Raw genomic sequence first — 20,283 nt, forward strand, 5'->3', positions numbered from 1 at the left:
CTTACCTTCGTCCCTTCGACCCCGCAGGCGCGGCGTTCGCCGCGACCCAGATGACATGGCGGGCGCCGCTGCCCTTGGTGCTGGCGCGGACCTTGACCTCGTCTGTGACAAAGCCGCTTTCATGCAGGCGTCGCGAAAACGCCTTATCGGGTCCTTGCGACCAGACCGTCAGCACGCCGCCCGGCTTCAGCGCGGTCTTCGCCGCATAGAGGCCAGTGTAGTTGTAGAGGCTGTCATTGGCGTCGCGCGACAGCCCCTCGGGGCCATTGTCGACGTCGAGCAGGATCGCGTCATAGGTGCCCATGCCATCGCGGATGACTTTGCCGACATCGCCCACCACCACCTCGACGCGCGGGTCGTCGAGGCCGCCTGCGGACAGCTCGGCCATCGGCCCGCGCGCCCATGCGACAACCTCGGGCACCAGTTCGGCAATGACGATGCGGGCATCCTTGCCGAACAGGGCAAGTGCGGCGCGCAGGGTAAAGCCCATGCCAAGGCCGCCGATCAGGATTTTCGGCTTGGAACGGCCACCGATACGCTCGTGGGCCAATTTCGCCAGTGCCTCCTCGGAGCCGCTGAGGCGGCTGTTCATCAGCTCGTTGGAGCCGAGCATGATCGAGAATTCGGTGCCGCGCTGCTTGAGGCGCAGTTCGCCGCCGCCAGGAATCTTCGCGGTGTCGAGTACGATCCAGGGAATCATCGGCGCTGGCTTTCGCTGTGGGACATCATGCGGCGCTCCCTAGCACGGCACGGCGCAAACGACAGCCTTCGCCCTGCCGGCAGCGGGTTGGCCCGAAGGGTTGGCGGCCTAAACCGCCTCCCAGCCATCATGTTCGCCGGCGCGGAAGATGGCATCGATGACCTTCTGGTTGAGCACCGACTCCTCGAGCGAAAAGACGTGATCCTTGCCACCTTGCGCTGCGCGCACAAAGGTCTCGACCTGAAGCCGATACTGCTGCGCACCGGGGAAACGGAACACGGTTGCTTCATTGTGGCCGGCATTGTGCAGTTCGACGCGGTGATGGTCGTAGAGCCCGGCGTTGAACGGCGAGTGAACCTCGATGAAACCCTTGTCGCCATGGAAGACCATCAGCTGGCGGTTGGCGAGCTGGGTCGACAGGTAGAAGGACAGCTCAAAATCGCCGAAGTCGGCGCGCACGCTGGAATAGATGTCGGTGCCGAATTTCGGGTCGCGCTCGATGCTCGCCTGCACGCGGTGCGGCTCCTTGCCGGTGGAAAAGCGCGTCGTCACCGTCGGATAGACGCCGATGTCGGCCAGGGCGCCGCCACCGAGATCGAGCTGGTTGCGCATGTTGTTGGGGTCGACGTTGAAATAGGAAAACGCGCCCTGGACATGCTTGAGCTTGCCGATCGCACCCGCTGATATCAGGTCGCGTACCTTGAGCCACTGCGGGTGGTAGGTGACCATGAAAGCCTCGGCGACGACCACCTTCTTGCGGTCGCGGATGGCGATCAGAGGCGCGATGTCCTGGGCATTCAGCGCCAGCGGCTTTTCGACCAGCACGTGCTTGCCGGCTTCGGCCGCCCTGGCCGCCCATTCGAGATGCTGCGAGGTCGGCAGCGGGATGTAGACGCCGTCGACAATGTCGGAGGCGAGCAGCTCGTCATAAGAGCCGAAGGCATGCGGCGCACCGAAGCGGTCGGCCAGCGCCCGGGCCTTGCCGACGTCGCGGCTGGCGACGGCTGCCACCACGCCATTGTCGGAATCGGCGATCGCCGGCAGCAGCTGGTCGCGGCCGATCTTGGCTGTCGAAAGTACGCCCCAACGAAACATCTGGCCTCCGAGCACAAAGGGAAAAGCTGGCCTGGTGGCCGCTTCAGGAGATTGGCGGAAGCGGCCGCCAAATGCCAGAGCCTATCTGGCTCAGCCGCGACGCCCACTGAACTCCATGTCGAACGCAACGATGTTGGAATAGATCGGCGTGCCGACATCCATCTGGTAGCGCGAGCGGAACACCTTGCCACTGACATGGAAGCGGATCTGCCCGCCCTTCATGCCTTGCAGCTCGGCAGTGAATTTTTCGGTGTTGGTGTGGCCGCGCGCCGTCAGCTGGCCGGTGATGACGGCCGAATTTTCGCCGGTGCGCTGTACGCTGGTCGAGCGGAAGGTGATCTGGCTCGAATTGGCGACGTCGAAGACGGCGTCCGACTTCAGGAACGCATCGATGCGGCCCTGACCGGTGCCGACGCTGTCGGGGAAGATGGTGATGTCGACCTTGGAGCGGCCGATATCGCCGCCGTCGATGCGGATCGTGCCCTTGAACTGACCAAAGGCGCCGGCGAGCCCGCCGCCGCCGATCTTGCCGATGGCAAAGCGGATGCTCGAACCGCTGCTGGAGATGGCATAGCGCCCGGCGGCATCGGACAGCGCCACCGCCGAGGCGGTGCTGTCGACAAGCCCGAACGCAACGAGCGCTGCAACGCCAAGAACACGCAAAGACATGTCACCATACTCCCTGATGGCACGGCCCGTCGCAGCCGCGCACCGAGACAAACGAACTGGCGGCTGCGCCTATTCCGGCTTTCGCGTCCGGCTTGCGAAAAAGGGCGAAATCATCCTGGCCAGCACGACGTCGCGCTGCCAGAAATGATGGCGAAAGGCCGCCAGAATGTGCAGCACGACCAGGGCGATCGCGGCATAGGCCAGCCACTTGTGGCCGAAGATCCAGAGATTCTCGGCCTGCTCGGATATGCCGAGCGGCAGATGCGGCATGACGAACAGGTTGAACGGCACCGAGGGGATTTCGAGCACCGAGACCGACACCAGCACCCACCCCGACAGCGGCACCACGAGCTGTGCAACGTAGAGCAGAAAATGAACGGCCGGGGCCGCGCGGCGCTCGACCGGGCCGACCTCCCCGGGCAGCTCAGGTCTCGGATTGGCGAGCCGCCAGCCAATGCGGACGAGCACCAGCCCGAGCAGCAGGAAACCGAAGGATTTGTGCAGCTGGATCAGCGCGAAGGCGGTGCGCTGGCTGGTCATGCGCACCATCGTCCAGCCAAGCACGAACTGGCCGATGAAGATCAGCCCGATCAGCCAATGAAGGACGATCGCGGCCCAGCCGTAGCGGGTGTTGGTGTTGCGCAGCATCGACGCCACCTCGGTCGCACAACGAATCTGGGGCGGAATTCGTCCCGGAACAGGCGCCTACCAGTCGAAGACGGTGACCTCCGGCCACATCTGCCTGGCGCGCCGGCCCTTGGCCTCATGGGTGGCGCGGTTGTCGTTGCGATGGTTGGGCGTGATCCGGAAGGCGAAAATGTCGTCGAGGCCGAACGGCGCCCAGACCTGCGGTGTGCCATCGACAAGGGCGAGGCCGACGGCATGGGTGCGCGAGGCGAAGTGTTCGAGCGACTCGGCACTGGAGCCGAGCGGGGCGCGAGGCGAACCGAAATGATCCTCGAACCAGAGATGGACGCGGGCCTGGTTGCGAATCTCGACCGGCAGCGGCAGATGCGCGAAGGCGTCAGTGCCTCGGCGGATGATAGCGTCCTCGGCCTCCCAGGAGAGGTCCGAACCGTCGAAATAGAACAGGTCGACATCCTTGATGCCGTGGCCGGCAGGACGGCCGGTCAGACGGTTCCAGACGCTGTTGTAGAGCGCGCCGGAAACCAGCATCCATTGCGGCAGGTCAAGCTTGTCGGCCGCAGCGAGCGCGGGACGGACGATCGGGTCGGCGAGGAGAATGTCGAGCAGGACCTGCCGCTGGTCTTCAAACGGCAGGCCCTTATATCGCAGATGCTCCATGCCGCACCCCAAGGATGGTCAGCTGCGCAGCACGCCGCCGGTCTGCTTCTTGACGTTGTCGATGATGCGGGCGGCAAGTGCTTCGAAATCCTGGTCGGTCAAGGTCTTTTCGACCGGCTGGATCGACACCTCGATGGCGATCGACTTCTTGCCTTCGCCGAGCGAGGCACCTTCGAAGATGTCGAACACCGAAACGGCAGTGATCAGCTTCTTGTCGGCGGCAAGTGCGGCGCGGGTCAGCGTGCCGGCCTCGACGGCCTTGTCGACGACGAAGGCGAAGTCGCGCTTGACCGCCTGGAAGGCCGAAAGTTCGAGCTTGGGCTTGGTCTTGGTCGGCTTGGCCTTGGGCTCGGGAACGGCATCGACATAGACCTCGAAGCCGCAGAGCGGGCCCGATACGTCGAGACCTTCGAGCGTCCTGGGGTGGAACTCGCCGAAGGTGCCGAGCACGACCTTGGGGCCGAGCTTGATCACGCCGGAACGGCCCGGGTGGTACCAGGCCGGCGCGCCAATCTCGATCTGCAGCCGGTCAATAGGTGCGCCGCAGGCTTCGAGCGCAGCGATGGCATCGGCCTTGGCGTCGAAAACACCGACATTGCCTGAATTGCCCGACCAGTTGCGACCCGAACCTTCGAGCTTGGCGGTGCCGCGACGGACGCCCGCGGCGACGCGACGCTGGCCTTCGGCCGTGTCGTTTTCATAGACGCCGGAGACCTCGAACAATGCGACGTCGCTGAGGCCACGATCGGCATTGCGCTGGGCAGCGGCGATCAGGCCGGGCAGCAGCGAAGGCCGCATGTCGGACATATCCGAGGCGATCGGGTTCGATAGCTTGAGGCTGTCCTGGCCGCCGCCGAACAGCTCGGCATGCTTGGCCGGGATGAACGACCAGGTGACGGCCTCCATCATGCCACGCACGGCGAGCGCGCGCCGAGCCGAGCGGGTGCGGATCTGCAGCGTGGTCAGGATCTTGCCATTGACGGCGTCATGCGCGCCGAGCGGCTGCGGCGCGATGTTATCGACACCGTGGATACGCATGACTTCTTCGACCAGATCGGCCTTGCCATCGACATCGGGACGCCAGGACGGCACGGTGACATCAACGACGTCGCCATCACCCTTCGGCATGAAGCCGAGACGGGTCAGGATAGCGAGGCTTTCGGCCTTCGGCACTTCGATGCCGGTCAGGCGCTTGATCTCGGAAAGCGGCAGGGAAACCACCTTGGCTGTGTAGCCAGCATAACCTGTCACATCGGTCTTGGTCGGCTGACCGCCGCAGAGCTCCAGCACCAGCTTGGTTGCCAGCTCGACACCCGGAACCATGAATTCGGGGTCGACGCCACGCTCGAAGCGATAGCGTGCATCTGTGATGATGCCGAGTGCACGGCCGGTGCGGGCCGTGGTGATCGGGTCCCACAGAGCGGATTCGATCAACACGTCAGTGGTGTTTTCGTCGCAACCGGAATGCTCGCCACCCATGATGCCGGCAATCGACTCGACGCCATTGTCGTCGGCGATGACACACATCTCAGGTGTCAGCACATATTCGCGACCGTCGAGCGCCATGACCTTGTCGCCGTCGCGGCCACGACGAACGACCAGATTGCCGGCGACCTTTTTGGCATCGAAGACGTGCAGCGGGCGGCCACGGTCGAAGGTGACGTAGTTGGTGATGTCGACCAGCGCATTGATCGGGCGTAGGCCGATGGCGAGCAGGCGCTGCTGCATCCACTTTGGCGAGGGGCCGTTGTTGACACCGCGCACCAGACGGAGCGCGAAGCCGGGGCACAGTTCCGGCGCCTCGATCGAAACCTTGACCGGGCAAGCGCCCTCGCCGTCAACCGGCTCCACGGCGCCGTAAATCAATTTTCCGAGCCCGCTCGCCGCGAGATCACGCGCGATGCCATGGACGCTGGTGGCGTCGGGGCGGTTGGGCGTCAGGTTGATCTCGATGACCGGATCGTCGAGTTGGGCATAGGTGGCGAAGGACGTGCCAACAGGCGCATCGGCCGGCAGGTCGATGATGCCGTTGTGCTCGTCCGACAGCTGCAGTTCGCGCTCGGAGCACATCATGCCGTGGCTTTCGACACCGCGGATCTTGCCGACCGACAGCGTGACGTCGATGCCGGGAACGTAGGCGCCGGGAGCGGCGAAGGCGCCGATCAGGCCGGCCCGCGCATTAGGCGCGCCACAAACGACCTGGACGGGTTTGCCGTCGCCGGTGTCGACGGTCAGCACCTGCAACTTGTCGGCGTCAGGATGCCTGCTTGCCGTCAGCACCTTGGCGATGACGAAGGGCTTGAGTGCCGCCTTGTCGTCGACGGATTCGACTTCGAGGCCGATCGAGGTCAGCCGCTCGACGATCTGCTCGAGCGAGGCGTCGGTGTCGAGATGGTCCTTGAGCCAGGAGAGGGTGAATTTCATGGGTTCACTCGTTTCGTGTCGTTGCGGTCGAGCACTTCCACCAGCCGGAACCGCTCGCAAACCAAAATCATGTCAGGCGAAAAGCCGCCATTGCGGGCGAAATAGCCCTCGTGGGCCTCGCGCCAATATTCGTAGGACAGGTCGCCCTCGCCTTCGGCGGCAGCAAACTCGGCATCGACCTCGTCGAAGCGACGCTGGATCGCCTCGACTGTCTCGATGACCGCGGCGCGCCGACCCTGGCCATCGAGCACGACGTCGCGGCGGCCGACCTCAGGCACCGGCTCGTCGCCGCCGTAATCGCGCAACGCACCGCAGGTCGCGGTCTTGCGGCCCGACAGCACCAGCGCCAACAGCTCGTCGGCGAGCTCCGGGCTGTCGCCAAAAGCGAAGGTCACCGCACCGGCATATCGGTCGGCGGCTTCACTCATGCGCTCAGGCCACCGAACAGCGTCGGGATGTCGAGCGGGCGGAAGCCGTAATGCTGAAGCCAGCGCACATCGGCGTCGAAGAAGGCGCGCAGGTCGGGCATGCCGTATTTCAGCATGGCGATGCGGTCGATGCCCATGCCCCAGGCAAAACCCTGGTACTCGTCAGGATCGAGGCCACCATGGCGCAGCACGTTCGGGTGAACCATGCCGCAGCCGAGGATCTCCATCCAGTCGTTGCCTTCGCCGAAGCGCACTTCGCCCGGCCGCGAACGGTCGCACTGGATGTCGACCTCGAGGCTCGGCTCGGTGAACGGGAAGAACGACGGACGGAAGCGCATCTTGACGGACGGCACCTCGAAGAACGCCTTGCAGAACTCCTCCAGCACCCACTTCATGTTGGCGATGTTGGCGGTCTTGTCGATCACCAGGCCCTCGACCTGATGGAACATCGGCGAGTGCGTCGCGTCTGAATCCTGGCGGTAGGTTTTTCCAGGGATGACGATGCGAATCGGCGGCTTCTGCGTCTCCATGGTGCGGATCTGTACCGGCGAGGTATGGGTGCGCAAAAGCTTGCGCTCGCCATTGGCGTCAGGCGGGAAGAAGAAGGTGTCGTGCATCTCGCGCGCCGGATGTCCCTCGGGGAAGTTCAGCGCGGTGAAATTGTAGTGGTCGGTCTCGACATCGGGACCTTCGGCTATGGCGAAGCCGAGATCGCCGAAGATCGCCGCGATCTCGTCGATGACCTGGCTGATCGGATGGATGCGGCCACGCTCGGCCGGAGACTGGCGCACCGGCAAGGTGACGTCGACCTTTTCGGCGATCAGGCGGGCATTGATGGCGACGTCGCGCAGTTCGCTCTTGCGGGCGGTCAGCGCATCGGTGACGCGGTTCTTGAGGCCGTTGATAACGGGCCCCTTGGTCTGGCGCTCCTCGGGGCTCATCGCGCCGAGCGTCTTCAGCATCTCCGAGACCGAGCCCTTCTTGCCGAGGGCTGCGACGCGCACCGCCTCGATCGCCTGCTCGTCGGCGGCGGAAGCGATGTCGCTCAGCAGCGATTGTTCGAGAGTTTCAAGATCGCTCATGGTCCAGTTCCGTTGCGGCCCTAGCGGCCCTTCGTTGCGGCAAAGAAAAACCCGCGCCAGCCGTGCCAGCGCGGGTTTCCCAAATCAAGTCTGTGATGCTTGGGAAGGCGCTGGTTAAGCAACAGCGCTTTCAAAAGCATTCGGGGTGGTGTTCTTGAGGTATTCAAGAGCAACCTTGGCCTTGGCCACGAGCGTGGCGAATGCCTGCGGCTCATGGATTGCCATGTCGGAGAGGATCTTGCGATCGATCTCGATGTTGGCCTTGTTCAGGCCGTCGATGAAGCGGCCATATGTCAGGCCGTGCTCGCGGACCGCTGCGTTGATACGCTGGACCCACAGGGCGCGGAAGTTGCGCTTGCGGTTCTTGCGGTCGCGGTAAGCGTACTGCTTCGACTTTTCCACCGCCTGCTTGGCAATGCGGATGGTGTTCTTGCGGCGGCCGTAGAAACCCTTGGCCTGCTCGAGAACCTTCTTGTGCTTGGCGTGGGCGGTAACGCCTCTTTTTACACGTGCCATGTCATGATCTCCTTATAACGCTGTCCAGGCCGGGCTCAGAGGCCGTTCGGCAGAAAATTCTTGATGACCTTCTTGGCATCCGGTTCAGCCAGAACCATCGTGCCACGGGCATCGCGAATGAACTTGTTGGTGCGCTTGATCATGCCATGGCGCTTGCCAGCGGCAGCCGCCAGGACTTTGCCAGTCGCGGTGATCTTGAACCGCTTCTTGGCCGCGGACTTGGTCTTCATCTTGGGCATTTTGCTACTCCGTTCTTCAGGATTTCTCGGCACCCGAAAGTGCTGCGAAATCCCTTCATGTTGTTGTTTTCAGGCCGACCAAAGCCCGAAAAGCAAATGAAACCGCCACGGCATGCCCTGCCGGGCGGTTCTGGGACGCGGCTATATACGCGGAAGCCGCGCAATGCGCAACACCCGCAAATGCAGCAATTGCAATGAATCTCTGGGGTTCAGGGTATGCGGAACAGCACTGGGAGCACGCCCGTGACCTGGGCATGGTCGATCAGCTCGAACACCGGCAGCGCGACGAGGAACACAAGGCCATCGAGCAAGGTGTTGAGCAGCAGCTTGGGCCGGAAGCTGGCCGTCTCGCCTTCCTGATAGAGCGAGAGCCTGGGGAAGAAGCGCGGCACCCTGGCGACATAGGCATGGTATGCGGGACCGAACAGTTCGCCGAGGTGCCGTTCCTCGCGCAGGATGACGATGTGAAAGGCGGCGGCACAAAGGGCCGCGAAGCCGATTGTCGCGACAATCGAGCCCATCTGCGCGCCGACGCCGGCGGCGGCCAGCGTCGAAAAGACGTAAAGCGGATTGCGGGTGATGGAATACGGACCGCCGGTGACGACCTCACCCGATTTGCGCCCGCCAATATAAAGCGTGCACCACAAGCGACCGACGATGCCGAGGAAGATCAGCAGGATGCCGACCATCTCGACGACCTCGTGCACGGTGGTATCGGGCGGAAAGGTCGACTGGCCGAACAGCAACGCCGCAAACATCGCAACGACCATCGCGGCCAGCACGAGCCGGCGCATGCTCTGGTATCGGCCCAGCCCCGACATACCGTTGTTACTCATGCCAGCCCAGCCGCCAGCCGTCCCTGCACGGGCAGGTCAGCCGTTCGGCACCCTTGAGAAGGAAGAATGTCGCCCCGGCGAATGCCGGGGCAGAAGTGCATCGCGCGTCCCGTTGGCCGCGCAAAGCGGCATCAACGTGGCGCGAGCACCATCATCATCTGGCGGCCTTCGAGCTTGGGCTCGGCTTCGACCTTGGCGATGGTGGCGGTTTCCTCACGAACCTTGTTGAGGAGCTGCATGCCGAGTTCCATATGCGCCATTTCGCGGCCACGGAAGCGCAGCGTCAGCTTGACCTTGTCGCCTTCCTCGAAGAAGCGGCGGACCGCCTTCATCTTGGTCTCGTAGTCATGGCTGTCGATGTTCGGGCGCATCTTGATCTCCTTGATCTCGATGACCTTCTGGTTCTTGCGCGCCTCGGCCGCCTTCTTCTGGTTGGCGTATTTCAGCTTGCCGAGGTCAAGGATCTTGACGACGGGCGGCGTGGCGTTGGGGGAAATTTCTACGAGATCGAGGCCTGCCTCTTCGGCGGCCAGGAGTGCGTCGTTGATGGAAACATCGCCTCGGTTGGAACCGTCGACGTCGATCAGCTGGACCCGGGGAACCCGGATGTCACGGTTGGAACGCGGGCCGTCCTTGGTAGGCGCGGCTGCTTTAAAAGGTCTGCGAATGGTCGTGGTCTCCTCGAGCCATTGACGTTGTTGAATGTCTGACGCGCCAATGTGGGTAGCGCGCGGGCGAAGTCAATAACACAGCACTCGCAACAAATCACCTGCTTGTGCGCATGCTAACTGCCCCAAAAGAACGATTCTTGGGGCACTTTCCGCATCAGGCCGGCTGTGCCACAAGTCCCTGCCAAGGGGATTTGAGATGACTGCAAGCGCACCAGAGTTCATCGACGTCGGCGGGATCAGCATCGCCTTGCGTCATCAGGCCGGCGCCTCGCCGGGCGTCGTCTGGCTCGGCGGCTACAAATCCGACATGCTCGGCACCAAGGCCGAGACGCTAGGCGGCTGGGCAGCAGGCGAAGGTCGCGCCTTCCTGCGCCACGACTACTCGGGTCACGGTGAAAGCGGTGGCGCCTTCGCCGACGGCACGATCTCGAAATGGCTGGGCGAGAGCCTTGCCGTGTTCCGCCAGTTCACGACAGGGCCGCAGGTGCTGGTCGGCTCGTCGATGGGCGCGTGGATCGCGCTGCGCATGAATGCCGAGCTCAACGCCGCAGGCGAGGGCAACCGCGTCGCCGGGCTCGTGCTGCTTGCGCCGGCGGCCGATTTCACCGCCGAATTGATAGAGCCTGAACTGACCGAGGCGCAGCGCCGGGACCTTGCCGAGCAGGGCTATTTCGAGGAGCCGTCGCAATATTCGCCGGAGCCCTACATCTACACCCGTGCGCTGATCGAAGACGGACGGAAGAACCTGGTCATGACAGGGCCGATCCATACGCACTGTCCGGTACACATCATCCAGGGTCTTGCCGACCCCGACGTGCCGCACAGCCACGCACTCAAGCTGATGAGCCTGTTGCCCGCCGACGACGCGACGCTGTCGCTGGTGCCGCACGGCGATCACCGCCTGTCGCGGCCGGAGGACCTAGAGCTGTTGACACGCGCGGTCGGCGAAACCATCGCGCGGGTTGGCTGAACCGATGCGCATCTCGATCCCGATTTCGGCCTTCGTCGCCGCCATCGTCGGCTTCGGCAGCACGCTCGCCATCATCGTCGCCGCCGCCGACGCCGTGGGCGCAACGCAGATCCAGACCGCAAGCTGGGTCACCGCCATCTGCCTGGCCATGGCTTTCGAGACGGCCTGGCTGTCTTGGCGAACGAAGATGCCGGTTATCTCGGCATGGTCGACGCCGGGCGCCGCGCTGATCGCTGCCAGCAGCGGCTTCACCATCAACGAGGCCGTCGGTGCATTCCTGGTTGCCGGCGTGCTCTTGGTGCTGACCGGGCTGATCAAGCCGCTGACACAGCTGATCTCGCGCATCCCGGCCTCGGTGGCCTCGGGCATGCTGGCCGGTATCGTCGTCACCTTCGCCATCAATGCCGCCAAGGCGGTGCCCTCCGACCCGTGGCTGATCCTGCCGCTGATCGGCGCGTTTTTCCTGGTCCGGCTGTACAACCCAGCGCTGTCGGTGCTGGTGGTGCTGGTCGGCGGCGGGCTGGCGGCATTCCTCACCGGCCGTGTCGGCAACCTGCCCGTACCGGAATTGTCGACGCTGACGCTGATCGCGCCAGAGTTCACGCTGACCGCTACCATAGGCCTGGCGCTGCCGCTCTACCTCGTCACCATGGCCTCGCAGAACCTGTCGGGCCTCGCCGTGCTGCGTGCCGCGGGCTATAATCCCGAACCCGGCCCGCTGATCGGGGTCACCGGGCTGTTTTCGGTGTTGTCGGCTCCGTTCGGCGCCTCGACCACCAACCTGGCCGCGATCTCGGCCGCGATCTGCACCGGCCCCGATGTGCATCCCGACATGAAGGAACGCTGGAAGACCGGGCCGTTCTATGCGCTTGCCTATCTGGTCTTCGCCGCTTTCGGCGCGTCGCTGGTGGCGGTGTTCGCCGTGCTGCCGCCGAGCCTGATCGTGCTGGTGGCGGGGCTGGGGCTGGTTTCGTCGCTGGCCAATGCACTCGCCATTGCACTCAAGGACGAGCATCATCGCATGGCGGCGACGATCGCCTTCGTGGTCACCGCCTCGGGGCTGACGCTGCTCGGCATCGGCTCGGCTTTTTGGGGGCTGGTCGCCGGGCTTGTCGTGCTGGTGCTCGAGAGCCTCAAAAAAGGCTAGGATTCGCAAGGCTTTGTCCGGTTTTGGCCGACACCGTCTTGAATCGCCATTTTTGCTTTCCCATGTCGTTTGGAGCAGCTTTTTCCCTGGCTGCCTCGAACAAAGGAACGGCAATCTACTATGAACACGACTGCACTGATCCGTCCGGCCTGGACGCCGGCAACCATCGCGTTGATGGTGATCGGCTTCATGGTGTTCTGGCCGCTCGGCCTCGCCATGCTTGCCTACATCATCTGGGGCGACCGGCTTGACGGTTTCAAGCGCGACGTCAACCGTGCGACCGACGGCGTCTTCGCCGGCTGCCGCAAGGCTTCTTACCGGGCCAGCGCAAACACCGGCAACGTCGCCTTCGACGACTGGCGCGAGAAGGAACTCGAGCGCCTGAACGAAGAGCGTCGCAAGCTCGACGAGATGCGCGACGAATTCGACGCCTATGCCCGCGAACTGCGCCGGGCCAAGGACCAGGACGACTTCGACCGCTTCATGGCCAACCGCCACAAGCCGACGGCCCCGACCGTTACGCCCAAGAAGGGCGGCAAGTCGGGCCTGCTTGACGACTGAGGCCAACCGAACCGTTGCCCGAACCGTTGAATGCTAACGGCGCCGTGAACGCGGCGCCGTTTCTATTGCGCCGATGTCACTCGAATCATCTAGTCTCGCCACCATGTCCTTTGGCTTCTTCCGCAAGCTGACCAAGCCGGCGCCGGCACCCGTCCTGGAACGGGATCATGTCGTTGCCGGACGCACGCTGCCGCTCAGGATCGTCGAGAACGACCGGGCACGTCGGCTGACGCTGCGCATCGACGCCGGCGGCCGCGGCCTGCGGATTACCGTGCCGCCCGGCCTGCGCCAGGGCGAGGTCGACCGTTTCCTCGACCGTCACCAGGGTTGGCTCGAACAGCGACTTGCCAAGGTGCCGGACCGGCCACAGGTGCGACCCGGCATCAAGATCCCCATTCGCGGCACCCCCCATCTGATCGTCCATGAGGGCGGTACGCGCGGCACCGTGCGCCAGTCGCAGGACGAAAACGGGCCGACGCTCGTTGTTTACGGCGACCGGAAGCACCTGCCACGCCGCATCGCCGACTTCCTCAAGCGAGAAGCCAAGCGCGACATCGAGGCGATGGTGGCCAGGCACTGCGAGGCCGCCGGCCGCCGCGCCAAGGCGATCCGCTTCCGCGACACGACCAGCCGCTGGGGCTCCTGCACCTCGGATGGCGTGCTGTCGTTCTCCTGGCGCATCATGATGGCGCCGACGCCCGTCATCAATTACCTCGTCGCCCACGAGGTCGCGCATCTCAGAGAGATGAACCACGGCCCGAAATTCTGGAAACTGTGCGAAGAACTCTGCCCCGACACCGAGCGCTGCAAGGCCTGGCTCAAGCGCAATGGCGGTGCACTGCAGGCGATCGTTTTCGAATGAGGGAGTAGCGCTCCCCGAGCCAGCCTCGTCGCCATCCACTATTTGCTACTCACTATTCGCTGCTCGCCCCTCAACCACGCCTCCATGAAATCCAAGAACACCTGCACACGGGGCGAGCGGAAGCGTCCCTTGGGCATCAGGCACCAGAGCGAGATCGTATCCGAGCGGTTGATGTCTCCAAGGATCTCGACGAGCCGCCCCTCGCGCACAGCCTGGCCGACGACGAAATCGGCGAGGCGGACGATGCCGTGGCCCTCGATCGCAAGGTCGAACAACATGCCGACATTGTCGCAACTGAAATTGCCCGAGGGCTGGAAGCGCACGACACCGTTTTCGCTCGCCAGCGGCCATGTCGTCGGTGCCGACTGACCCGAAAGCGGGATGCAGTTGTGGCCCGCGAGGTCGGCGGCTGAGCGCGGCGTGCCGGCGCGTGTCAGATAGGAAGGCGCAGCACAGATCAGGCGGCGCCCCTCGGCCAGCTGGCGTACCACCATGTCGGAGCCCGATGTCGGGCTGCCGCGGATGACGATATCGACCTGCTCGGCGACGGGGTCAATCAGCCGGTCGGTCAGGGTCAGGTCGACCGAAACCTCGGGATAGCGCCTGAGGAACTCCGGCACCGCATGAAGCAAGGTCTGCCTGGCAAAGCCGGTGCTGGAATTGACGCGCAGCAGCCCCTTCGGCTTCGCCCGCGCGGACTGGACATCGGCCTCGGCCAGGTCGATGAGTTCGAGCACTTCGCGTGCCCGCTCAAGGAACTGCGATCCCTCTGAGGTCAGCGCCAGCCGGCGCGTCGTGCGCGTCAGAAGCCGGACGCCAAGCCTGTCTTCAAGACGCGACACAAGTTTTGAGAGCGCCGACGGCGTGACGCGCAGATCTTCGGCCGCCTTGGCGAAGGAGCCCTGGTCGACGACGCGCACAAACGCCTTCATATCATCCGATGAAGCCATATTCGTGATCTCAAGTCATGAATGCATCGACAATCTAGCTGATTATGCGAATTCGTGGAAATGATAGTTCCTCGGCATGTCTTCACCGAGGATCGGCCATGCATCCCGAACCGCCTGAATCAAGTCCGTCGTCCCGCAAGCCAATCGACCACGACCACTTCCGGGCGATCGCTGTAGATGAGCGCCGCAAGGCCATTTCTGGATCTGCCGGCGCTGTCAGTCACTGGCTGACGCTTGCGTTTCGCAAGCTGTTCTCGACTTCGCCGCCTTTTCGTGCCAATTCCGGCCCATGGCACTCGACATCAAGATCTGCGGCCTCAGCACCGCCGAAACGTTCGACGCCGCGCTAAACAATGGCGCGAGCCATGTCGGCTTCATCTTCTTCGCCAAGAGCCCGCGCAACGTTTCACCTGAGCTAGCCGGGCGGCTGCGCGAGGCCGCGAAGGGCCGGGCGCAAGCAGTTGCCGTGACCGTCGATGCCAGTGACGCGTTCCTCGACGGGATCGTGGCGGCGGTTAAACCCGACATGCTGCAGTTGCACGGCAAGGAAACGCCCGAGCGCGTGGCCGAGGTCAAGGCGCGCTACGGCCTGCCCGTGATGAAGGCCTTTTCGATCCGCGAGGCAGCGGACTTGAACGCGATCGCAGCTTACGGCGGTGTCGCCGACCGGGTGCTTTTCGACGCCAAGCCGCCCGCAGGGTCCGAATTGCCCGGCGGCAATGGCGTTTCCTTCGACTGGCGGTTGCTGGCGGGCCTTGACGCCTCCGTCGATTACATGCTTTCCGGTGGCTTGAACGCCGCCAATATCGGCGACGCCCTCAGGCTCGCGAATCCGCCCGGCATCGACATTTCCTCGGGCGTGGAAAGCGCACCGGGCGTCAAGGAAGCGGCGCTGATCGAAAATTTCTTCAGGGCCGTCCGGGCAGCGAGCGACCGCAGCGCCGCCTGACCAGCCTCCAGCCGCAAGGAGATCGGCCATGAACCAGCCGACTGAGCCCAATTCCTTCCGCACCGGTCCCGACGAGCAGGGCATGTTCGGCATTTTCGGCGGCCGCTTCGTCGCCGAGACGCTGATGCCGCTGATCCTCGACCTGCAGCGCCACTGGGACGAGGCCAAGAACGATCCGTCTTTCAAGGCCGAGTTGAGTGACCTGTCGACCCATTATGCCGGCCGGCCCTCCAAGCTCTATTACGCCGAAGGCCTGACCCGCCATCTTCGTGACGTTTCCGCAGCGAAGGGCCTCGGCGGCGGCGCCAAGATCTATTTCAAGCGCGAGGACCTCAACCACACCGGCTCGCACAAGATCAACAACTGCCTCGGCCAGATCCTGCTTGCCAAGCGCATGGGCAAGACCCGCATCATCGCCGAAACAGGTGCCGGCCAGCATGGCGTGGCGTCGGCGACCGTCGCCGCCCGCTTCGGCTTCCCCTGTTTCGTCTATATGGGCGCCACCGACGTCGAGCGGCAAAAGCCCAACGTCTTCCGCATGAAGCTTTTGGGTGCCGAAGTGCGCCCGGTCAGTGCCGGCCACGGCACGTTGAAGGACGCCATGAACGAGGCGCTGCGCGACTGGGTCACCAATGTGCACGACACCTACTATCTGATCGGCACCGCCGCCGGCCCGCACCCCTATCCGGAGCTCGTGCGTGACTTCCAGTCGGTGATCGGCACCGAGGCGCGCGCCCAGATCCTCGAACAGGAAGGGCGTTTGCCCGACATGATCGTCGCTGCCGTCGGTGGCGGCTCGAATGCGATTGGCCTGTTCCATCCCTTCCTCGACGACCGCAGCGTCAAGATCGTCGGCATCGAAGCCGGCGGCCGTGGCCTCGACGGCATCGAGCATTGCGCCTCGATGAGCGCCGGCAAGCCCGGCGTGCTGCACGGCAACCGCACCTACCTGCTGCAGAACGACGATGGCCAGATCCTCGACGGCCACTCGATCTCGGCCGGTCTCGACTATCCCGGCGTCGGCCCCGAGCATTCGTGGCTGCGCGACAGCGGCCGGGTCGACTATGTGCCGATCCTCGACGACGAGGCGCTCGAGGCGTTCCAGCTGACCACCAAGGTCGAAGGCATCATCCCGGCACTCGAATCCGCCCATGCCATTGCGCATGCGGTCAAGGTCGCGCCAACGATGGGCAAGGACAAGGTGATGATCGTCAACCTGTCGGGCCGCGGCGACAAGGACGTGCATACGGTGGCCAAGATGCTGGGCATGGAGATCTGATCATGACGACCACCCGCATCGACCGCCGCATGGCGAAGCTGAAGGCCGAGGGACGCCCCGCACTGGTGACCTACTTCATGGGCGGCGACCCCGACTACGAGACCTCGCTGTCGATCATGAAGGCGCTGCCCAAGGCCGGCAGCGACATCATCGAGCTCGGCATGCCGTTTTCCGACCCGATGGCCGACGGCCCGGCGATCCAGGCTGCCGGCCTGCGCGCGCTGAAGGCTGGCCAGACACTGGCCAGGACACTTGAGATGGCGCGCGAATTCCGCGCCGGCGACAACGACACGCCGATCGTCATGATGGGCTACTACAACCCGATCTACATCTACGGCGTCGACCGCTTTCTCACCGACGCGGTCGCTTCCGGCATCGATGGCCTGATCATCGTCGACCTGCCGCCGGAGATGGACGCCGAGCTGTGCATCCCCGCACTCAAGGCCGGCATCAACTTCATCCGCCTGGCAACGCCGACGACCGACGACAAGCGCCTGCCCAAGGTGCTCGAGAACACGTCGGGCTTCGTCTATTATGTCTCGATGACCGGCATCACCGGATCGGCCCTTGCCGACACGTCAAAGGTCGCCGAGGCTGTCCGGCGCATCAAGTCGCATACCGACCTGCCCGTCTGCGTCGGCTTCGGCGTCAAGACCGCCGAGCAGGCACGCACCATCGGCGCATCGGCCGACGGCGTGGTTGTCGGCACGGCGATCGTCAATGCTGTTGCCAATGTCATCGGGCCAAAGGGCGAAAAGACCGCCGATCCGGCCGAAGCCGTGGCAACGCTGGTCACCGGCTTGTCCCAAGGCGTTCGCGCCGCACGCCTTGCTCCCGCCCAATAAATACCCCATGTCCTGGGCTCGAAGAGGACCACTGCCATGAACTGGATTACCAATTACGTCCGCCCCAAGATCAACTCGATGCTTGGCCGCCGGGAAATGCCCGACAATCTCTGGATCAAGGATCCCGAGAGCGGCGAGATGGTGTTCCACAAGGACCTCGAGGAAAACCAGTACGTCATCCCGTCCTCGGGCCATCACATGAAGATTTCGGCCAAGGAGCGGCTGCGCTTCTTCTTCGACGAAGGCCGCTACGAGCAGATCGACAATCCCAAGGTGATGGTCGACCCGCTCAAGTTCCGCGACGAGAAGCGTTATGTCGACCGCCTGAAGGACGCCAGGACCAAGACCGGCATGGAAGACGCGATCCTGTCGGGTACCGGCAAGATCGAGGGCCTGCCCGTAGTCGTCGCCGTGCAGGACTTCGCCTTCATGGGCGGTTCGCTCGGCATGGCCGCGGGCGACGCCATCATCCGCGCCTTCGAGGTCGCGCTCGAGAAGAAGCGGCCGATGATCCTGTTCGCCGCCTCCGGCGGCGCACGCATGCAGGAAGGCATCTTGTCGCTAATGCAGCTGCCGCGCACGACTGTCGCGGTCGACCGGCACAAGGAAGCCGGCCTGCCCTACATCGTGGTGCTGACCAACCCGACGACCGGTGGCGTGACCGCCTCCTATGCGATGCTGGGCGACGTGCATATCGCCGAGCCGGGCGCACTGATCGGCTTTGCCGGCCCACGCGTCATCGAGCAGACGATCCGCGAAAAGCTGCCCGAGGGCTTCCAGCGCTCGGAGTACCTGATGGACCACGGCATGGTCGACATGGTGGTGTCGCGGCTCGAAATGAAGTCGACGGTTGCCAACCTGCTCAAGATCCTGACCAAGGCGCCCGTGGCAGCCAAGGCTGTCGAAGCCGAGATCCTGCCGCCCGTCGTACCCGTACCGGAACGCCGCCCGCAGGCCTGATCCGACGCAGCAGCGTAGCGCCCGAGGAAATGCCATGACCACGCTCGAAGCCGATCTCGAAATCGAGCGCCTTTTGGCGCTGCATCCGAAGGGCTTCGACCTTTCGCTCGACCGCATCTCGCGGCTGCTCGAAAGGCTCGGCAATCCGCAAGATCACATGCCGCCGGTGATCCACATCGCCGGCACCAACGGCAAGGGTTCGTGCGCCGCCTTCTCGCGCGCGCTGCTCGAAGCCCAGGGGCTATTGGTGCACGTGCACACCTCGCCGCATCTGGTGAACTGGCACGAGCGCTACCGGCTGGCAGCACCGGGCGGCGGCAAGCTCGTCGCCGACGACGTGCTGGCGGATGCGGTGCGCCGCGTCGGCAAGGCCAATGCCGGCGAGAAGATCACCGTCTTCGAAATCCTCACCGCCGTCACCTTCGTGCTGTTTTCGGAGCATCCGGCCGACGTCTGCATCATCGAGGTCGGGCTTGGCGGACGCTTCGACGCGACCAACGTCATCAAGAGATCGGCCTGCTCGGTGATCATGCCGGTGTCGATGGACCACGAGGCCTATCTCGGCGACAAGGTCGAGCTGATCGCCGCCGAAAAGGCCGGCATCATCAAGCGCGGCTGCCCTGTCGTCGTCGGCGCGCAGGAAACCGAGGCGGCACAGCAGGTGCTGATCGACACCGCCGAGCGGTTGAATTGCCCACTCGAGGTCTATGGCCAGGACTTCGTCGCCTTCGAGGAAAACGGCCGGATGATCTATCAGGACCAGACCGGCTTGATGGATCTGTCGCCGCCGCGCCTGCCCGGCCGTCACCAGTTCGCCAACGCCGCCGCGGCGATCGCCGCGGTCAAGGCGGCCGGCTTTCCGATCAGCGAGCGCGCCGCCGACAAGGCGATGGCGTCGGTCGCCTGGCCCGGTCGCATGCAGCGCCTGCCGCAGGGCGCGCTGACCTCCCTGGCGCCGAAGGGTGCTGAGGTGTGGATCGACGGCGGCCACAATCCCGGCGCCGGCACCGTCATCGCCGAAGCACTGACCGAGCAGGAAGAGAAGTTCCCGCGGCCGCTGTTTTTGATCTCCGGCATGATCAACACCAAAGACCAGACCGGCTATTTCCGGCCGTTCCATGGCATGGCACGCCATGTCTACACCGTGCCGGTGACGATGAGCGACGCCGGCGTTCCCAACGAGGAACTGGCGGTGCGCGCTACCGAGGCCGGCCTGTCGGCCGAGCCGGTGAGCTCGGTCGCCAATGCGCTGATGCTGCTGCGCGATACCTGGGACGAGAACGAGCCGGCACCGCGCATCCTGATCGGCGGTTCGCTCTATCTGGCGGGCGAGGTGCTGGCGGCAAACGGAACGCCACCGACCTGAGGCCGTCCAGCAGCCTATTCGAGATACAAAAAAGCCCGGCCAAAACCGGGCTTTTTCAATTGGAAAGATACGGGCGATCAGACGTTGCCGCTGATCCAGTGCGACAGTGCTGTCTTGGGCAGCGCGCCGACCTTGATGTCGGCAACTTCGCCGTCCTTGAAGATCATCAGCGTCGGGATCGAGCGCACGCCGAACTGGGCGGCGATCTCGGGGTTCTCGTCGATGTTGACCTTGGTGATCTTGACCTTGCCGGCGAGCTCGTTGGAAATCTCTTCGAGCGACGGACCGATCATCTTGCAGGGGCCGCACCATTCGGCCCAGAAATCGACGACCACCGGCTCTTTGGCCTCAAGTACGCCGGACTTGAAATTGCTGTTGTCGATCTTGACGGTGGCCATGATGAGGTCCTCTTGGAGTTGTCTGTCGCGC

At 64.1% G+C, this 20,283-nt stretch carries 23 protein-coding genes; 9 read left to right on the forward strand and 14 right to left on the reverse strand.

The window, feature by feature from the left end; genetic code table 11:
* Position 1: 1 nt before the first annotated feature.
* The 12 genes from IHE39_RS08240 to infC all read right to left on the reverse strand — a co-directional run bounded on the left by IHE39_RS08240 (position 2) and on the right by infC (position 9,962).
* Entirely contained in the window at positions 2 to 700 is a 699-nt protein-coding gene (locus IHE39_RS08240; RefSeq protein WP_184768446.1) for a spermidine synthase, read from the reverse strand.
* A gap of 108 nt (positions 701 to 808) precedes the next feature.
* On the reverse strand, positions 809 to 1,795 hold the full coding sequence (locus IHE39_RS08245; protein WP_192566154.1) for a Gfo/Idh/MocA family protein: 987 nt from the start codon (positions 1,793 to 1,795) through the stop codon (positions 809 to 811).
* A gap of 90 nt (positions 1,796 to 1,885) precedes the next feature.
* The gene (locus IHE39_RS08250; protein WP_184768444.1) at positions 1,886 to 2,464 is read right to left on the reverse strand and encodes a YceI family protein; all 579 of its coding nucleotides are present in this window, start codon (positions 2,462 to 2,464) and stop codon (positions 1,886 to 1,888) included.
* Positions 2,465 to 2,533: 69 nt separating this feature from the next.
* Positions 2,534 to 3,112, reverse strand: coding sequence for a cytochrome b (locus tag IHE39_RS08255; protein ID WP_210327523.1), 579 nt, complete (start codon positions 3,110 to 3,112; stop codon positions 2,534 to 2,536).
* Between the two features lie 57 nt (positions 3,113 to 3,169).
* Positions 3,170 to 3,769 carry a nucleotidyltransferase family protein gene (locus tag IHE39_RS08260; RefSeq protein ID WP_192566156.1) on the reverse strand — a complete coding sequence of 200 codons (600 nt, stop codon included), beginning with the start codon at positions 3,767 to 3,769 and terminating at the stop codon, positions 3,170 to 3,172.
* 18 nt (positions 3,770 to 3,787) lie between these two features.
* Entirely contained in the window at positions 3,788 to 6,193 is a 2,406-nt protein-coding gene (gene pheT / locus IHE39_RS08265) for a phenylalanine--tRNA ligase subunit beta (RefSeq protein ID WP_192566157.1), read from the reverse strand.
* Complete coding sequence (locus tag IHE39_RS08270) at positions 6,190 to 6,621, reverse strand: ASCH domain-containing protein (protein WP_184768440.1); 432 nt, start codon at positions 6,619 to 6,621, stop codon at positions 6,190 to 6,192. The genes pheT and IHE39_RS08270 overlap by 4 nt, the downstream gene beginning before the upstream one ends.
* Positions 6,618 to 7,703, reverse strand: a complete 1,086-nt coding sequence (gene pheS / locus IHE39_RS08275) for a phenylalanine--tRNA ligase subunit alpha (RefSeq protein WP_184768439.1) — start codon at positions 7,701 to 7,703, stop codon at positions 6,618 to 6,620. The genes IHE39_RS08270 and pheS overlap by 4 nt, the downstream gene beginning before the upstream one ends.
* Before the next feature lie 114 nt (positions 7,704 to 7,817).
* Positions 7,818 to 8,219 (reverse strand): 50S ribosomal protein L20, encoded by a 402-nt coding sequence (rplT, locus tag IHE39_RS08280; protein ID WP_184768438.1) that lies wholly within the window; start codon positions 8,217 to 8,219, stop codon positions 7,818 to 7,820.
* Between the two features lie 35 nt (positions 8,220 to 8,254).
* Complete coding sequence (gene rpmI / locus IHE39_RS08285) at positions 8,255 to 8,458, reverse strand: 50S ribosomal protein L35 (RefSeq protein WP_184768437.1); 204 nt, start codon at positions 8,456 to 8,458, stop codon at positions 8,255 to 8,257.
* Between the two features lie 209 nt (positions 8,459 to 8,667).
* Positions 8,668 to 9,294, reverse strand: a complete 627-nt coding sequence (locus IHE39_RS08290) for a methyltransferase family protein (RefSeq protein WP_184768436.1) — start codon at positions 9,292 to 9,294, stop codon at positions 8,668 to 8,670.
* A 131-nt stretch (positions 9,295 to 9,425) separates the two neighbouring features.
* Positions 9,426 to 9,962: a translation initiation factor IF-3 gene (infC, locus tag IHE39_RS08295; RefSeq protein WP_109578358.1), complete on the reverse strand. Its 537-nt coding sequence runs from the start codon at positions 9,960 to 9,962 to the stop codon at positions 9,426 to 9,428.
* A 199-nt stretch (positions 9,963 to 10,161) separates the two neighbouring features.
* Here infC and IHE39_RS08300 point away from each other — a divergent pair, with 199 nt between their 5' ends.
* The 4 genes from IHE39_RS08300 to IHE39_RS08315 all read left to right on the forward strand — a co-directional run bounded on the left by IHE39_RS08300 (position 10,162) and on the right by IHE39_RS08315 (position 13,505).
* Positions 10,162 to 10,935: an alpha/beta hydrolase gene (locus tag IHE39_RS08300; RefSeq protein ID WP_184768435.1), complete on the forward strand. Its 774-nt coding sequence runs from the start codon at positions 10,162 to 10,164 to the stop codon at positions 10,933 to 10,935.
* A gap of 4 nt (positions 10,936 to 10,939) precedes the next feature.
* The gene (locus IHE39_RS08305; protein WP_192566158.1) at positions 10,940 to 12,082 is read left to right on the forward strand and encodes a benzoate/H(+) symporter BenE family transporter; all 1,143 of its coding nucleotides are present in this window, start codon (positions 10,940 to 10,942) and stop codon (positions 12,080 to 12,082) included.
* Between the two features lie 120 nt (positions 12,083 to 12,202).
* The gene (locus tag IHE39_RS08310) at positions 12,203 to 12,643 is read left to right on the forward strand and encodes a DUF2852 domain-containing protein (RefSeq protein WP_184768433.1); all 441 of its coding nucleotides are present in this window, start codon (positions 12,203 to 12,205) and stop codon (positions 12,641 to 12,643) included.
* Positions 12,644 to 12,746: 103 nt separating this feature from the next.
* Positions 12,747 to 13,505, forward strand: coding sequence for a M48 family metallopeptidase (locus tag IHE39_RS08315; RefSeq protein WP_192566583.1), 759 nt, complete (start codon positions 12,747 to 12,749; stop codon positions 13,503 to 13,505).
* Positions 13,506 to 13,543: 38 nt separating this feature from the next.
* On the opposite strand, the gene IHE39_RS08320 is transcribed toward IHE39_RS08315, so the two are convergent.
* Positions 13,544 to 14,455 carry a LysR family transcriptional regulator gene (locus IHE39_RS08320; RefSeq protein WP_246485431.1) on the reverse strand — a complete coding sequence of 304 codons (912 nt, stop codon included), beginning with the start codon at positions 14,453 to 14,455 and terminating at the stop codon, positions 13,544 to 13,546.
* Positions 14,456 to 14,744: 289 nt separating this feature from the next.
* Here IHE39_RS08320 and IHE39_RS08325 point away from each other — a divergent pair, with 289 nt between their 5' ends.
* The 5 genes from IHE39_RS08325 to IHE39_RS08345 are packed head-to-tail and all read left to right on the forward strand — an operon-like array spanning position 14,745 to position 19,854.
* A complete protein-coding gene (locus IHE39_RS08325; protein WP_192566159.1) occupies positions 14,745 to 15,404 on the forward strand; it encodes a phosphoribosylanthranilate isomerase in 660 nt (219 codons plus the stop codon).
* A gap of 28 nt (positions 15,405 to 15,432) precedes the next feature.
* Positions 15,433 to 16,683, forward strand: a complete 1,251-nt coding sequence (trpB, locus tag IHE39_RS08330) for a tryptophan synthase subunit beta (RefSeq protein ID WP_192566160.1) — start codon at positions 15,433 to 15,435, stop codon at positions 16,681 to 16,683.
* A gap of 2 nt (positions 16,684 to 16,685) precedes the next feature.
* Positions 16,686 to 17,528 (forward strand): tryptophan synthase subunit alpha, encoded by an 843-nt coding sequence (trpA, locus tag IHE39_RS08335; protein WP_184768430.1) that lies wholly within the window; start codon positions 16,686 to 16,688, stop codon positions 17,526 to 17,528.
* Between the two features lie 36 nt (positions 17,529 to 17,564).
* Positions 17,565 to 18,488, forward strand: a complete 924-nt coding sequence (accD, locus tag IHE39_RS08340; protein ID WP_184768429.1) for an acetyl-CoA carboxylase, carboxyltransferase subunit beta — start codon at positions 17,565 to 17,567, stop codon at positions 18,486 to 18,488.
* A 34-nt stretch (positions 18,489 to 18,522) separates the two neighbouring features.
* Positions 18,523 to 19,854, forward strand: coding sequence for a bifunctional folylpolyglutamate synthase/dihydrofolate synthase (locus IHE39_RS08345; protein WP_192566161.1), 1,332 nt, complete (start codon positions 18,523 to 18,525; stop codon positions 19,852 to 19,854).
* 77 nt (positions 19,855 to 19,931) lie between these two features.
* On the opposite strand, the gene trxA is transcribed toward IHE39_RS08345, so the two are convergent.
* Complete coding sequence (gene trxA / locus IHE39_RS08350) at positions 19,932 to 20,252, reverse strand: thioredoxin (protein ID WP_067955731.1); 321 nt, start codon at positions 20,250 to 20,252, stop codon at positions 19,932 to 19,934.
* Positions 20,253 to 20,283 lie beyond the last annotated feature (31 nt).

Source organism: Aminobacter carboxidus, from assembly GCF_014863355.1.
In the GTDB taxonomy this organism is placed as follows: Bacteria; Pseudomonadota; Alphaproteobacteria; order Rhizobiales; family Rhizobiaceae; genus Aminobacter; species Aminobacter carboxidus.

Bases quoted from the DNA above. Each gene is read 5' to 3' on its own strand.
- IHE39_RS08240 (WP_184768446.1), bottom strand. From the start codon at position 700: ATGATTCCCTGGATCGTACTCGACACCGCGAAGATTCCTGGCGGCGGC.
- IHE39_RS08245 (WP_192566154.1), bottom strand. From the start codon at position 1,795: ATGTTTCGTTGGGGCGTACTTTCGACAGCCAAGATCGGCCGCGACCAG.
- IHE39_RS08250 (WP_184768444.1), bottom strand. From the start codon at position 2,464: ATGTCTTTGCGTGTTCTTGGCGTTGCAGCGCTCGTTGCGTTCGGGCTT.
- IHE39_RS08255 (WP_210327523.1), bottom strand. From the start codon at position 3,112: ATGCTGCGCAACACCAACACCCGCTACGGCTGGGCCGCGATCGTCCTT.
- IHE39_RS08260 (WP_192566156.1), bottom strand. From the start codon at position 3,769: ATGGAGCATCTGCGATATAAGGGCCTGCCGTTTGAAGACCAGCGGCAG.
- pheT (WP_192566157.1), bottom strand. From the start codon at position 6,193: ATGAAATTCACCCTCTCCTGGCTCAAGGACCATCTCGACACCGACGCC.
- IHE39_RS08270 (WP_184768440.1), bottom strand. From the start codon at position 6,621: ATGAGTGAAGCCGCCGACCGATATGCCGGTGCGGTGACCTTCGCTTTT.
- pheS (WP_184768439.1), bottom strand. From the start codon at position 7,703: ATGAGCGATCTTGAAACTCTCGAACAATCGCTGCTGAGCGACATCGCT.
- rplT (WP_184768438.1), bottom strand. From the start codon at position 8,219: ATGGCACGTGTAAAAAGAGGCGTTACCGCCCACGCCAAGCACAAGAAG.
- rpmI (WP_184768437.1), bottom strand. From the start codon at position 8,458: ATGCCCAAGATGAAGACCAAGTCCGCGGCCAAGAAGCGGTTCAAGATC.
- IHE39_RS08290 (WP_184768436.1), bottom strand. From the start codon at position 9,294: ATGAGTAACAACGGTATGTCGGGGCTGGGCCGATACCAGAGCATGCGC.
- IHE39_RS08300 (WP_184768435.1), top strand. From the start codon at position 10,162: ATGACTGCAAGCGCACCAGAGTTCATCGACGTCGGCGGGATCAGCATC.
- IHE39_RS08305 (WP_192566158.1), top strand. From the start codon at position 10,940: ATGCGCATCTCGATCCCGATTTCGGCCTTCGTCGCCGCCATCGTCGGC.
- IHE39_RS08310 (WP_184768433.1), top strand. From the start codon at position 12,203: ATGAACACGACTGCACTGATCCGTCCGGCCTGGACGCCGGCAACCATC.
- IHE39_RS08315 (WP_192566583.1), top strand. From the start codon at position 12,747: ATGTCCTTTGGCTTCTTCCGCAAGCTGACCAAGCCGGCGCCGGCACCC.
- IHE39_RS08320 (WP_246485431.1), bottom strand. From the start codon at position 14,455: ATGGCTTCATCGGATGATATGAAGGCGTTTGTGCGCGTCGTCGACCAG.
- IHE39_RS08325 (WP_192566159.1), top strand. From the start codon at position 14,745: ATGGCACTCGACATCAAGATCTGCGGCCTCAGCACCGCCGAAACGTTC.
- trpB (WP_192566160.1), top strand. From the start codon at position 15,433: ATGAACCAGCCGACTGAGCCCAATTCCTTCCGCACCGGTCCCGACGAG.
- trpA (WP_184768430.1), top strand. From the start codon at position 16,686: ATGACGACCACCCGCATCGACCGCCGCATGGCGAAGCTGAAGGCCGAG.
- accD (WP_184768429.1), top strand. From the start codon at position 17,565: ATGAACTGGATTACCAATTACGTCCGCCCCAAGATCAACTCGATGCTT.
- IHE39_RS08345 (WP_192566161.1), top strand. From the start codon at position 18,523: ATGACCACGCTCGAAGCCGATCTCGAAATCGAGCGCCTTTTGGCGCTG.
- trxA (WP_067955731.1), bottom strand. From the start codon at position 20,252: ATGGCCACCGTCAAGATCGACAACAGCAATTTCAAGTCCGGCGTACTT.